The organism is Lysobacter sp. cf310, assembly GCF_900114355.1.
GTDB lineage: Bacteria > Pseudomonadota > Gammaproteobacteria > Xanthomonadales > Xanthomonadaceae > Lysobacter.
Window position 1 is genome coordinate 1,329,774 of sequence record NZ_FOSS01000001.1, and the last position, 13,125, is coordinate 1,342,898.

8 protein-coding genes are annotated in these 13,125 nt (G+C 68.0%); 1 reads left to right on the plus strand and 7 read right to left on the minus strand.

The features are described 5' to 3' along the window. Nucleotides 1-169 precede the first annotated feature (169 nt). The 5 genes from BMZ45_RS05920 to acnD form a co-directional block, all read right to left on the minus strand. Nucleotides 170-1,648 (minus strand): XVIPCD domain-containing protein, encoded by a 1,479-nt coding sequence (locus tag BMZ45_RS05920; protein ID WP_091633543.1) that lies wholly within the window; start codon nt 1,646-1,648, stop codon nt 170-172. 31 nt (nt 1,649-1,679) lie between these two features. Continuing rightward, nucleotides 1,680-3,113, minus strand: a complete 1,434-nt coding sequence (locus tag BMZ45_RS05925) for an XVIPCD domain-containing protein (protein WP_091633545.1) — start codon at nt 3,111-3,113, stop codon at nt 1,680-1,682. 103 nt (nt 3,114-3,216) lie between these two features. Continuing rightward, a complete protein-coding gene (locus tag BMZ45_RS05930) occupies nt 3,217-5,088 on the minus strand; it encodes an XVIPCD domain-containing protein (RefSeq protein ID WP_091633548.1) in 1,872 nt (623 codons plus the stop codon). A gap of 303 nt (nt 5,089-5,391) precedes the next feature. Further along, on the minus strand, nt 5,392-6,588 hold the full coding sequence (prpF, locus tag BMZ45_RS05935; RefSeq protein ID WP_091633551.1) for a 2-methylaconitate cis-trans isomerase PrpF: 1,197 nt from the start codon (nt 6,586-6,588) through the stop codon (nt 5,392-5,394). Between the two features lie 86 nt (nt 6,589-6,674). Continuing rightward, the gene (gene acnD, locus BMZ45_RS05940) at nt 6,675-9,272 is read right to left on the minus strand and encodes a Fe/S-dependent 2-methylisocitrate dehydratase AcnD (RefSeq protein ID WP_091633553.1); all 2,598 of its coding nucleotides are present in this window, start codon (nt 9,270-9,272) and stop codon (nt 6,675-6,677) included. Nucleotides 9,273-9,577: 305 nt separating this feature from the next. On the opposite strand from acnD, the gene gcvA reads away from it, so the two are divergent. Further along, a complete protein-coding gene (gene gcvA / locus BMZ45_RS05945) occupies nt 9,578-10,495 on the plus strand; it encodes a transcriptional regulator GcvA (RefSeq protein ID WP_091633556.1) in 918 nt (305 codons plus the stop codon). Between the two features lie 40 nt (nt 10,496-10,535). Here the strand turns inward: gcvA and BMZ45_RS05950 are convergent, their stop codons facing one another. Then, nucleotides 10,536-11,891, minus strand: coding sequence for a Gfo/Idh/MocA family protein (locus BMZ45_RS05950; RefSeq protein ID WP_091633558.1), 1,356 nt, complete (start codon nt 11,889-11,891; stop codon nt 10,536-10,538). 105 nt (nt 11,892-11,996) lie between these two features. Next, nucleotides 11,997-13,106, minus strand: a complete 1,110-nt coding sequence (locus tag BMZ45_RS05955) for an RICIN domain-containing protein (protein WP_091633561.1) — start codon at nt 13,104-13,106, stop codon at nt 11,997-11,999. Nucleotides 13,107-13,125 lie beyond the last annotated feature (19 nt).

Genomic DNA, 13,125 nt, shown 5'->3' on the forward strand with positions numbered 1-13,125 from the left:
CATGCCCAGGCATGCGTGCTGCGTTTACTGGTTGTCATCTCGATCCCGATGCGTTGCGTCTACGGGATTGGATGAAGCGCGCCGAACGCGGTTAGCCGGATTTCGTCCTGGCGCAAGCGGCCTGCGCCCAGCCGTGAACGGCTAGACGCAGGCGCTGTCGCGGCGCGGATTACTGGACCAGACCGCGGTTCTGCTGCTGGCCCTGCTGCCAGCCCTGCTGGGTCGGCGTGGCCAGGGTGGCGATCTCCTGGCTGTTCTGCTGCAGGGTGCGGTTGAGCAGGTTCTGCTCGGGATGGTGGACCACGTCGCGCGCGCCGCTGAACCCGTGATCGCGCACCGCATACAGACTGCCTTCGTGGCTCACCACCCGCGAGATCTCGGGCATGTGATTCTGCTTGGCGAACAGCGCCACCGACGAGGCCAACACTTCCTGCTGCTGCGGCCCCAGCGCCTTGTACTCGGCCTGCACGCACTGCAGCGCGTTGTTGAACAGCGGATGATCGGGATGGCGCTGGTCGTTGAGCAGGATCGCCTGTGGCTGCTGCGGCGCGCCGAACGGCTGCCCGCCGAAGCCGCCTTCGTGCATGCTGCCGATGCCGCCGTAGGTCTGCTGCACCGCGGCGCGGATCTGGTCGCGCATGCCGCTGGACAGCGTCAGCTGATCCTCACGGTAGTCGCCGGGCATGGGCTTGATCTCGACCTTGTCGCGGTACTGGCCGTGCCGATCCAGTTCCCACTCGTGACCGCTGTTGGCGCTGCGGCCGACCAATCGCAGGTTGCTGGTTTCGTTGTAGGCGTCCGCCGCATGGGCCTTGGTGATGCCGCCGTCCGGCGCGTACTTCATCATCTCCTTGGACAGGATCTCGAACGGCACCCGGTGATCGATGTCCAGGGCATCGCGGGTGAGCAGCTGGCCGGAAGCGTCGCACTTGAACAGATGCACGTCGCTGATCTTGCCGGTGGTCGGGCTCTTGACCTGCACCGTGGTCGCATAGGCCTGTTCCAGCTGCGCCTCGTACCACTTGCCGGCGACGCGGGCGTCGAAGCTCAGGCCCTTGCGGCCCTCGTCGGCCGACCACGGCGTTTCCATGGTGGTCTTGTGGCGACGCGCCAGGTCGCGGTCCTCGTCGAAGCCGGGGTGCTGGACGCTGGGGTCGAAGCCGAGGCGTTCGTCGACCCACTTCTGCCATTGCGGCGAGTTCGCTCCGTGCGTGTTGTAAACCAGATCGGCGCTGTCGCGGGCGCGGTTCACCACCGCCGGCAGCATGCGCAGATTGCCCACATCGTTGTAGGCGATGTTGGCGTCGGCCTGATTGTCGACCCCCTTGTTGATGCAGTGCTGCTTCCAGGGCGTGACGTGATCGATGTCCAGCGCGTCGGTGCTGTGCCAGGTGTCGGTGCTGGCGTTGTGGAACAGCGCGACCCGCCCCTGCGGCGTCTCCACCAGCTGCGCGTGCATGTTCTTGAACGCCCACTCGTTGCGCATGTACTCGATCGTGGAGTCGTAGAAGGCCAAGGATTCGCGCGTGTCCTGGGCGGTCCAGGGCGTGGTCTGCAGCCGGGCGCCGTGCTGGGTCGGCGTCATGTCGCCCCAGCTGACCAGGGTCACGTGCTGTCCGCTTTGCAGGGTGACGTCTTCGAAAGGCATGGTTGGGTTCCTTGACGGCGACGCAGCGCCGTTACTGGCTCATGTGTTTGACCGTGGTCTGCTGCTGGTTCTGCTGGGTCGCGGTCAGCTTGGCCATGTCCTGGGTGGCCTGGGCCATCGAGTAATTGACCGCCACCGACGTAGCGACCATGCCGTAGGTATGCGCGCCCTTGATGTCGCCCTGAACCGCGAACAGCGTGCTGCCGTCATGATTGCGCGTGATCACGTCGATCGAGCTCAGGTTCGCGCCCTTGGCCACCACCGCGAGCGCGCCGGCGGCGTTCTCGCGCTCCGGGCCGCTCATCTTCTGACCGATATCGGTCTTCGACAGCCCGTTCATGGCCAGGGTGTAAAAGCGATTGTCGGGATGATCGGCGTCCTTGAGCAAGATGGGGCGGCCCGGTTCGTAGGTGCGCGCCAGCTCGCGGATCTGCTGACGCATCGAGTCGCTGAGCTGGCCGCCGTCGTCGACCAGCCAGCCCTTGAACTCGTTGCGGCGCTCGGGCTTCTCCTTGTCGCGGAACTCCATCTGCTCGTTGAGTTCGAACTCGTGCGAGCTGTTGACGCTGCGACCGACCAGACGCAGGTTGCTGGTCTCGTTGTAGGCGTCCAGGGCGTTGGCCTTGGTGGCGGTGCCGTCCTGGGTGTGCTTCATCATCGCCTTGGCCAGGATCTCGAACGGTAGCTCGTGATCGATGTCCAGGGCGTCGCGCGTGCACAGTTGGCCGGACGCGGCGCAACGGAACAGGTGCACCTCCTGCTTGGCGCCGCTGGTCGGGTGGGTGGCCTCGACCGTGCACGCGTATTGCTTCTGCAGCTGCGACTCGTACCACTTGCCGACCACCGCCGCGTCGAAGCTCAGGCCCTTGCGGCCGTCGTCCGGCTCCCAGCCCTTCTCCATCGTGGTCTTGGTGCGGCGCGCCAGATCGGTGCTGTCGTCGAAGGACGGATGGTCGGCCTTGGCGTCGAAGCCGAAGCGCTCGCTCACCCATTGCTTCCATTGCGGCGAGTCCGCGCCGTAGGTGTTGTAGACGTTGTCGGCGCTGTCGCGCGCGCGGTTCACCACCGCCGGCAGCATGCGCAGATTGCTGACGTCGTTGTAGGCCTTGTGGGCGTCGGCGTGGGTCTTCACGCCCAGAGCGTCGAAGTGTTCCTTCCACGGCTTGACGTGGTCGATGTCCAGCGCGTCGGTGGAATGCCAGGTGTTGCTGCTCTTGTTGTGATACAGCATCACGTTGCCCTTCGGAGTCTCGAACCCCTGTGGCGTCATGTGCTTGGCGGCCCAGTCGTTGCGCATGTACTCGACGGTGGAGTCGTAGAAGCCGACGCTGGAACGGGTGTCGGAATCCTTCCACGGCTTTTTCTGCAGTTTCGGGCCGTGCTGGGTCGGCGATTCGTCCTCCCAGCTGACCAGCGTCACCTGCTTGCCGCTGCTCAAGTTTTCCTGCTCGAAGGTGTGTCCCATTACCGCCTCTCCTGGTCGATGATGCTTGGACTTACACGATGATTCGATTCGCGGTCGCGCTTGTCGCCGTCGATCCGGCCCAGGCTCGCCGCGCTAACGCGATTCAATGGCCGATCGTCGGGCTGCGCGTCGGCGCTGACTGGCTGGCCGCCTGCGTCGCGGCCGGCAGCGCGGCGACATCCCGAGTGTTCTGCTCCATGGTCCGACCCTTCAATTGACTTTCCTCGACCGGGACGACCTTGCGATTGAACGGCCCGAAGTCGCACACGGTATATAGCGTGCCTTCATTGCTCACCACCCGGCTGACGTTCGGCATTTGATTGGTCTTGGCGATCAAGGTTACGGACGCGGCGTAACTCTCGCTTTGCGGCTTCGACAACCTGTCGCCGTACTCCTTCTGCACGCTGGAAAGCGCGCTGAGATAGAGCTTGTTGTCCGGATGTCGCGCGTCGTTGAGCAGGATCGGACTACTCTGACTGGGCGACACCGACGACGGCGTAGGGGCGCTGGTAGCGGCTTGCTTGGCCGGCGGCTGCACCAACACGGCGGCGCTCGCCGCCGGAGCCGACGCAACCGTAGGTGCGGAGGAATTGCCCTGCGGGGCCGGCGGGTACATCGGCATGAAGGGTTTGGCCGGCGTACCCGGCGTAGCCGGCGGGGCCGTGGGCAAGGCAGGACTGGCCAGCGTCGCCGACGCGAACGTCGGCAGAGAGGGACTGGCCTGCGCGCCCAACTGGTACATCGGCATGAAGGGGCTGGCCAGCGTAGGCGGCGGAGCCGTGGGCAAGCTAGGACTGGCCAGCGTCGCCGACGCGAACGTCGGCAGAGAGAGACTGGCCTGCGCGCCCAACTGGTACATCGGCATGAAAGGGCTGGCCTGCGGGACGGACGGGAACGAAAAATCCTGCATGCCGGTGATCGTGCCGCGGCCTTGGCCCATCGCGCTGCGGACCTGATCGCGGATGCTGTCGGGCAGCGTCGCCGACGGCTGCTCGCGATCGCCGGCTCGGGCCGGACCATCATCGTCTCGGTAGCTCATTTCCGCGTTGAGTTCCCACTCGTGCGAGCTGTTGGCACCGCGACTGACCAGGCGCAGGTTGCTGGTTTCGTTGTAGGCGTCCGCCGCGTGGGCCTTGGTGATGCCGCCGTCCGGCGCGTACTTCATCATCGCCTTGGCCAGGGCCTCAAAACGCAGCTCGTGATCGATGTCCAGGGCGTCGCGGGTGCACAGTTGCCTGGAGGCGGCGCAATAGAACAAAGGCACTTTCTGTTTCGCGCCCGTGGTCGGATGGCTCATCTCCACGGTGGTCGCATACTGCTTGTGCAGCTGTGATTCGTACCACTTTCCGGCCACAGCCGCGTCGAAACTCAGACCCTTGCGACCGTCCTCCGGCGCCCATTCCTTGCTGGTCGTGGCGGCGGTGCGGCGCGCCAGGTCCTTATCCGGGTCGAATGCCGAAGCGCTGGCCTTGGCGTCGAAACCGAAACGCTGGTCCACCCATTCCTGCCACTGCCTGGAATCCTTGCCATAGGTGTTCAGCACATTGTCGGCGCTGTCGCGCGCGCGGTTCACCACCGCCGGCAGCATGCGCAGGTTGGCCACGTCGTTGTAGGCCATGTTGGCTTCGGCGTGGTTGCGCGCGCCCTTGTTGGCGAGGTGCTGCTTCCACGGCACCACGTGGTCGATGTCGAGGGCGTCGGTGGAATGCCAGGTGTTGGTGGACGCGTTGTGATACAGCATCAGGCTGCCATGCGTGGTCACGACCGCTTTCGGCGCCATGTGCTTGGCGGCCCAGTCGTTGCGCATGTACTCGACGGTGGAGTCGTAGAAGCCGACGGCGGCGCGCGCGTCGGTGGCCTTCCAGGGCTTGTTCTGCAGCTTGGCGCCGTGCTGGGTCGGCGATTCGTCCTCCCAGCTGACCAGCGTCACCTGCTTGCCGCTGGCGAACGTCTGCTTTTCGAATTCGTAGCCCATAACCGCACCTCCCTGGCGATGACGCTTCGACTTCCTTGACGATCAGGCTGCGGCGAGCACCCACCCCGGGCCGCTGCTCCGGCCCGGCCGAGCGAAGCTCCAGGCGGGCACGGCGGCGAGGATACCGCTACCTGGCACCCTTGCGACACTTATAGTCCACATATTCGGTGGCAGCAGACGACGGGCGGTCGCGCCCGGCCCCACGCCGGCCGGCGCAGTCCGGCGGAGCCGTGGCTTGGCGCGACCAGCGAGGCAAACGGCTCCGGCGGCTGCGGGCGGCCAGAGCGCCAGGTCCGGCGTCCTTTAGAACGCGTCGCCCGGTACCCGCACCCAGCCTTCCATCAGCACGCGCGCGCTGCGGCTCATCGAGGCCTTGGTCACGGCCCATTCGCCGTCGACCTGACGCGCTTCCACGCCCACGCGCAAGGTGCCGGAGGGATGGCCGAAACGCACCGCGGCGCGGTCGTTGCCGCCGCCCGCGGCCAGGTTGACCACGGTGCCGGGCACCGAGGCGGCGGTGGCGATCGCGACCGCGGCCGTGCCCATCATCGCGTGGTGCAGCTTGCCCATCGACAGCGCGCGTGCGAGCAGGTCGATGTCGCCGGCGGCGATGCGCTTGCCGCCCGAGGACACGTACTCGCGCGGCGGCGCCACGAACGCCACCTTGGGCGTGTGCTGGCGCTGTACCGCGTCGGCGACGTCGGCGATCAGGCCCATGCGCACCGCGCCGTGGGCGCGGATGGTTTCGAACTTGGCCAGCGCCGCGGGATCGCCGTTGATCGCGTCCTGCAGTTCGGCGCCGGTGTAGCCCAGGTCGGCGGCGTTGAGGAAGATGGTCGGCACGCCGGCATTGATCATGGTCGCGCGCAGCGTGCCCACGCCCGGCACGTCCAGCTCGTCGACGATATTGCCGGTGGGGAACATCGCCGCGCCGCCCTCGCCTTCGCCTTCGTCGGCGGGATCCAGGAACTCCAGCGCGATCTCGGCGGCCGGGAAGGTCACGCCGTCGAGCTCGAAGTCGCCGGTCTCCTGGACCTGGCCATTGCTGATCGGCACGTGCGCGATGATGGTCTTGCCGATGTTGGCCTGCCAGATGCGCACGACCGCGACGCCGTCGTGCGGCACGCGCGCGGGGTCGATCAGGCCGCCCGCGATCGCGCAGGGACCGACCGCGGAACTGAGATTGCCGCAGTTGCCGCTCCAGTCGACGAAGGGCTGGGCGATCGCGACCTGGCCGTAGAGATAGTCGACGTCATGATCCGGCACGTCCGACTTGGCCAGGATCACGACCTTGCTGGTGCTGGAGGTCGCGCCGCCCATGCCGTCGGTGTGCTTGCCGTAGGGATCGGGCGAACCGATCACCCGCATCAGCAAGGCATCGCGCACCGGCCCGGGCACCTGCGCCGCGGCCGGCAGATCCTGCAGGCGGAAGAACACGCCCTTGCTGGTGCCGCCGCGCATGTAGGTGGCGGGAATGCGGATTTGGGGGAGCTGCGACATGGGCGATGGCTTCCGTGGATCGGGGGAATGGTTGCGTGAGGATCGCGACCTCGACCGCCGTGGCGGCGAGGTCGGCGATACCGGCCTCAAGCCGCCTGCGCGGACTCGAGGAAATCGTTGGCGAAGCGCTGCAGCACGCCGCCGGCTTCGTAGATCGACACTTCCTCGGCGGTGTCCAGGCGGCAGGTCACCGGCACCTCCACGCGCTCGCCGTTGCGGCGGTGGATCACCAGGGTGAGCAGCGCGCGCGGGGTGCGCTCGCCGATCACATCAAAGGTCTCGGTGCCGTCGATGCCCAGCGTGTTGCGGTCGGTGCCGGCCAGGAATTCCAGCGGCAGCACGCCCATGCCGATCAGGTTGGTGCGGTGGATGCGCTCGAAGCCCTCGGCCGCGATCGCCTCCACGCCCGCCAGGCGCACGCCCTTGGCCGCCCAGTCGCGCGAAGAGCCCTGGCCGTAGTCGGCGCCGGCGATGATGATCAGCGGCTGGCGGCGTTCCATATAGGTCTCGATCGCCTCCCACATGCGCGTGACCTGGCCTTCCGGCTCGATCCGCGCCAGCGAACCCTGACGCACCTTGCCGGCGTCGTCGCGGACCATTTCGTTGAGCAGCTTGGGATTGGCGAAGGTCGCGCGCTGCGCGGTGAGGTGGTCGCCGCGATGGGTGGCGTAGGAATTGAAGTCCTCTTCCGGCACGCCCATCTTGGCCAGATACTCGCCGGCCGCGCTGTCGAGCATGATCGCGTTGGACGGCGAGAGGTGGTCGGTGGTGATGTTGTCGCCCAGCACCGCCAGCGCGCGCATGCCGCTGAGCGTGCGCTCGCCGGCCAGCGCGCCTTCCCAGTACGGCGGGCGGCGGATGTAGGTGCTCTGCGGGCGCCAGGCGTACAGCGGATCGATCTGGCCGCCGACGGCGCCGTCGGAGCGGAACATCGGCTCGTAGACCTGGCGGAACTGCTCCGGCTTCACGCTGCTGGCGACGATCGCGTCGATCTCCTCGTCGCTGGGCCAGATGTCCTTGAGCGTGATCGGCTGGCCGTCGGCATCGAAGCCCAGCGCGTCCTTCTCGATGTCGAAGCGCACCGTGCCGGCGATCGCGTAGGCGACCACCAGCGGCGGCGAGGCCAGGAAGGCCTGCTTGGCGTAGGGATGGATGCGGCCGTCGAAGTTGCGGTTGCCCGACAGCACCGCGGTCGCGTACAGATCGCGCTCGATCACTTCCTTCTGGATCGCCGGGTCCAGCGCGCCGCTCATGCCGTTGCAGGTGGTGCAGGCGAAGGCGACGATGCCGAAGCCCAACCGCTCCAGTTCGCTCAGCAGGCCGGCCTCTTCCAGGTACAGCTGCACCGCCTTGGAACCGGGCGCGAGCGAGCTCTTCACCCACGGCCGGCGCACCAGGCCGCGCGCATTGGCGTTGCGCGCGATCAGGCCGGCGGCGATCACGTTGCGCGGGTTGCTGGTGTTGGTGCAGCTGGTGATGGCGGCGATGATGACCGCGCCGTCGGGCATCTGGCCCGGCACGTCCTGCCACTGCCCGGCGATGCCGCGCGCGGCCAGCTCGGAAGTCGGCAGGCGCTTGTGCGGGTTGGACGGGCCGGCCATGTTGCGCACCACGGTCGACAGGTCGAACTCGAGCACACGCTCGTAATGCGCGCCGACCAGGGCGTCGGCCCACAGGCCGGTCTGCTTGGCGTAGGTCTCGACCAGTTTGACCTGGGCGTCCTCGCGACCGGTCAGGCGCAGGTAGTCGATGGTCTTGTCGTCGATGAAGAACATCGCCGCGGTGGCGCCGTACTCGGGCGCCATGTTGGAAATGGTGGCGCGGTCGCCCAGGGTCAGCGCGGACGCGCCGCTGCCGTAGAACTCCAGATAGGCGCCGACCACCTTGGACTGGCGCAGGAACTCGGTCAGCGCCAGCACGATGTCGGTGGCGGTGATGCCGGGCTGCGGCTTGCCGCTCAAATGCACGCCGACGATCTCGGGCAGGCGCATCCACGAAGCGCGGCCCAGCATCACGCTCTCGGCCTCCAGGCCGCCGACGCCGATCGCGATCACGCCCAGCGCGTCCACGTGCGGCGTGTGGCTGTCGGTGCCGACCAGGGTATCGGGGAACGCGACGCCGTCGCGCGCGTGCACCACCGGCGACATCCGCTCCAGATTGATCTGATGCATGATCCCGTTGCCCGGCGGGATCACATCGACGTTGCGGAACGCGCGCTTGGTCCAGTTGATGAAATGGAAGCGGTCCTCGTTGCGGCGGTCCTCGACGACGCGGTTCTTGGCGAACGCGTCCTTGTCGAAACCGCCGTGCTCCACCGCCAGCGAGTGGTCGACGATCAGCTGGGTCGGCACCACCGGATTGATCTGCGAGGGGTCGCCGCCGCGCTCGGCGATGGCGTCGCGCAGGCCGGCAAGGTCGACCAGCGCGGTCTGGCCGAGGATGTCGTGGCAGACCACGCGCGCCGGGAACCAGGGAAAGTCCAGGTCGCTGCGGCGCTCGATCAGCTGGGTCAGGTAGGCCGCCAGCATCGCCGGCTCGGCGCGCCGCACCAGGTTCTCGGCATGCACGCGCGAGGTGTAGGGCAAGCGGTCGTAGGCGCCGGGCGCGATCGCCTCGATGGCGGCGCGGGCGTCGAAATAGTCGAGCGTGGTGCCCGGGAGCGGCTTGCGATAATCAGTGTTCATGGCTGGCGGCTGCTTTCAATGCGAGGGGCGGTGGTGCGTACGGCGCGGGCGCCGTGCGGCGCGCGAACCCGGGCCCGCGACCTGCGGCCATGCGGTAGCCAGGAAGGCGGCGACGCCGGAGCCGGGCGTCGCCGGCAACCGCGATTATCCCGCAATTGCGCGGGCGCCGGGGCGGCGCCGCTCCCGGCACGGCCTCGCGCGGCCTGCGGGCCCGTCAGAACGGCGCGCGCGCCCCGCCTGCCGCCGTTGACCCGCCCGACCGAAACGGGCAATCCTCAGCCCCCGTCCAGCCGGCCCGCACACCGATGAACCGCCTGTTGCCCGGCACGCGCGCGCTCAGGACTTTCGAGGCGGCGGCCCGGCATCTGAACTTCACCCGCGCCGCCGAGGAGGTCGGACTGACCCCGGCCGCGGTCAGTCACCAGATCAAGGAGCTCGAGGACCAGCTCGATCTGGTGCTGTTCGCGCGCGGCGGCCGCAACCTGCAGCTCACGCCGGCCGGCATGGTGCTGTTCGAGGCCGCGGCCTCGGCGCTGCAATCGCTACAGCGCGCGGTCGGTCGCGCGCGCGGCATGGCGCGCGGCGCCACCCAGCTGCGCATCTCTCTGAGCGCGCGCTTCGCGACCAACTGGCTGCTGCCGCGCCTGCCGCAATTCCAGGCCGCGCACCCCGAGTTGGAACTGAGCTTCGACATCAGCGATGCCCTGCGCGACTTCGACGGCGACGACATCGACCTGGCGATCCGTTTCGGCACCGGCCGCGTCGCCGACGCCTGCGCGGACCGCCTGTTCGACACCGTGATCGCGCCGGTATGCAGCCCGCGCCTGCTCGCCGACGGCGCCAGACTCGAACAGCCCAGCGACCTGTTGCGGCACACCCTGTACTACGTCGACTGGAAGACCGACGGCATGGTCTGGCCGAACTGGCGGATGTGGATGGCCGCGGCCGGCATCGAGGGTTTCGACGACCGCCGCTGCGTCGGCTTCGCCGATTCCAGCCACGTGGTGCAGGCGGTGATCGACGGTGGCGGCATCGGCCTGGCCGACCTGGACATGATCGCCAACGACCTCGCCCAGGGCCGCCTGCAGCGGCTGTTCGACACGGTCGTGCCGGTGGCGCCGGACTACGCCTATCACTTGGTCTACCCGCAGCGCAGCCGCGACGATCCGCGCATCCGCGCGTTTCGGAGCTGGCTGCTGGAACAGGCGGGCGTGTCGATCTGAGCGCGCCGCCGACGGCCGTGGCCGCCGGCGGTCGCCGACCTCAGTACTTGGCGTCGAAGGCGAAGATCGGCTTGCGCGACTTCCACAGGCCCTGAGTGAAGTCCGGGAAGTCCAGAGTCTGATAGCCCTGCGCGATGGACTGCTCCGACAGCGGCGTGATCGCGCTCCAGGCCACCGCGTCGTAGATGTCGATCGGCATCGGCGCTTCGGCCTTCACGGCTTCGACGAAAGCATGGATCACGAAGTAGTCCATGCCGCCGTGTCCGGCGCCCTCGGCGTCCTTGGCGTACTTGCGCCACAGCGGGTGGTCGTACTGGTCCTGGTAGGTCTTGAACTCCTCCCACTTGTGCGGCGGGCTGCGGCCTTCGATATGGATGGACTGGTTGAGGTCCATCCACAGGCCCTTGGTGCCTTGCACGCGGAAGCCGAGCGAGTACGGGCGCGGCAGCGAGGTGTCGTGCTGCAGCAGGATGGTCTCGCCGTTTTCGCAGGCCAGGGTGGTGGTGACCACGTCGCCGAGCTTGAAGCTGGCCTGGGTGCTGGGATGGGTGGTGCCGCCGCTCTTGGCCACGGTGTATTCGTGCAGGCCGCGCGCCTTGGTGGCGAAGCTGTTGATACGGGTGAAGCGGTTGCCGCGGTTGATGCCGGTGTACATCGCGCAGGGGCCGATGCCGTGGCTGGGGTAGAGCTCGCCGTTGCGGCGCACCGAATGCTCGGTGCGCCAGCGCGCCTCGGACCAGCCCTTGGGGCCGAACTCCACGCCGCTGCCGTAGGGCTGATCGGGATCGCCGGAGTTGAACTTCACCGCGCGCAGATCGTGCTGGTAGCCGCCCTGCAGGTGCAGCAGTTCGCCGAACAACCCCGCGCGCACCATCTGCAGCGCCGCCATCACGTCGCGCCGGTAGCACACGTTCTCCAACAGCATGTAGGGCGTGCCGGTGCGCAGCTGGGTGCGCAGCACCTGCCAGTGATCGTCCAGGGTGACGCCGGCCACGACCTCGCAACCCACCGCGACCTTGGCCTCCATCGCGTCGATCGCCATCGGCGCATGCCATTCCCAGGGCGTGGCGATGATCACCGCGTCCAGGCCGCGCTGCGCCAGCAGGCGCTTGTAGGCATGCACGTCGCCGTCCTGACCGTAGGCCTTGGGCGCGGGCTTGCCGGCCTTGGCGGCCATATCCAGCGCGCGCTGCAGCATGATCGGTTCGATGTCGCACAGCGCCGCCACTTCGACGTCGTCGCGCCGCAGCAGTTCCTTCAGCAGCACCTGACCACGCATGCCGGTGCCGATCAGGCCCAGGCGGATGCGCCGCTTCGCGGCCCAGGCCGGCGTGTTCGGCAGTAGGGCGCTGGCGCCGATCGCGGCGCTGGCGATGATGAAATCTCTACGGTTCATGCTGTGCTCCTGTGCATCCGCGGCCGGCTCTGCCATCAGCTTGCCACGCGTGGTTCGAATGAAAGCGGGCGGACGGCGCGAAACCGTCCGATCCGCCGAAATAGGTCAAGGTTTCAGGCGCCAACGCTGATAGCCGTTGGCCAGGCAGGTGTAGGTGCGCAGGTACGCGCCGCGCACCGCGCCGTTCATGGGGTCCAGGCACTGCCGCGCGCCGACGTTGTAGACCTCGTTGGAGCCGGGGATCGGCAGCCAGCGCTGGCGCGAACCGTTGCCGCAATCGGCCAGGCGCACCTTGCCGTCGGTGTCGGCCTGCAGGCACTTGCTGCGCGAGCGCATCAGCAGGCGGAAGCCGTCGTCGCGCTCGATCTGCTGGTTGGCGTTGGCGGCGCAGTCCCACAGGCCGGCCTGGGCGCCACCGGACAAGGTGTCCAGGCAGTAGCCGCTGTGTTCGTTGAGCAGGCGTTGCGGACTGCCCAGGGTGCCGTAGACGTTGGCCGCGGCGGTGCAGTCCTGCTCGGCCGTGCAGGCGGCGCGGGCGATGGTGGCGCAGATGCCATAGGTGGTGGCGGTGCTGGTCACCGGCGCCACGCTGCCCTGCTCCGCGCTGGGCGCATGCAGCACCGCGCTGCTGGCCGGCACGGCCGCGCAGCTCGCGCGCTCCTGGCTGCCTTGCGCGTAGTCCTCAAGAAAGGTGTTGGTGCGGTTGGTCAGCGCGCCCCAGGCCGCGGGCACGTGGATGGTCGCGACCTTGCGCTGGCCGTTGCTGGCGGTGTCGACGATGTAGGCCGCCCAGCGCGCGGGCGCCTCGGCGACGATGCGGATGTCGTAGGTCGCGCGCTGCCGCCAGTCGTAGGCGACCCAGCACTGCACGCCGCTGCCCTCGTGATCGAAGTAGGCGCATTGGGTGCCGGGTTCGGCGGTCCAGCCGGTGGCTTTCCAGATCGAGAAGTTCAAGGCCTTGTTGTGGCCGTCGCGCTGTTGCAGGCCGAGGTAGCCGCCGTCGCCGCCCTTGAACCAGAACTGGTGCGCCCAGTAGGTGTAACCGTCCTTGCCGGGCTCGTCGGTGACGGTGGTGGGGAAGTTCATGTCCAGGTAGCCCACATCGGTGGCGGGCCACTGGCGGTCGATGGCGACCATGCCGCCGGCGACCAGGGCGTAGGCGTTGGACGACAGCGAAAGACACAGCAACAGCACGGCATGGCGGATGGTGCGCATGGAACCCTCCTGATAAAGA

Excerpts from the sequence above, each read along its gene's own strand:
- BMZ45_RS05920 (WP_091633543.1), bottom strand. The coding sequence starts at position 1,648 with ATGCCTTTCGAAGACGTCACCCTGCAAAGCGGACAGCACGTGACCCTG.
- BMZ45_RS05925 (WP_091633545.1), bottom strand. The coding sequence starts at position 3,113 with ATGGGACACACCTTCGAGCAGGAAAACTTGAGCAGCGGCAAGCAGGTG.
- BMZ45_RS05930 (WP_091633548.1), bottom strand. The coding sequence starts at position 5,088 with ATGGGCTACGAATTCGAAAAGCAGACGTTCGCCAGCGGCAAGCAGGTG.
- prpF (WP_091633551.1), bottom strand. The coding sequence starts at position 6,588 with ATGTCGCAGCTCCCCCAAATCCGCATTCCCGCCACCTACATGCGCGGC.
- acnD (WP_091633553.1), bottom strand. The coding sequence starts at position 9,272 with ATGAACACTGATTATCGCAAGCCGCTCCCGGGCACCACGCTCGACTAT.
- gcvA (WP_091633556.1), top strand. The coding sequence starts at position 9,578 with ATGAACCGCCTGTTGCCCGGCACGCGCGCGCTCAGGACTTTCGAGGCG.
- BMZ45_RS05950 (WP_091633558.1), bottom strand. The coding sequence starts at position 11,891 with ATGAACCGTAGAGATTTCATCATCGCCAGCGCCGCGATCGGCGCCAGC.
- BMZ45_RS05955 (WP_091633561.1), bottom strand. The coding sequence starts at position 13,106 with ATGCGCACCATCCGCCATGCCGTGCTGTTGCTGTGTCTTTCGCTGTCG.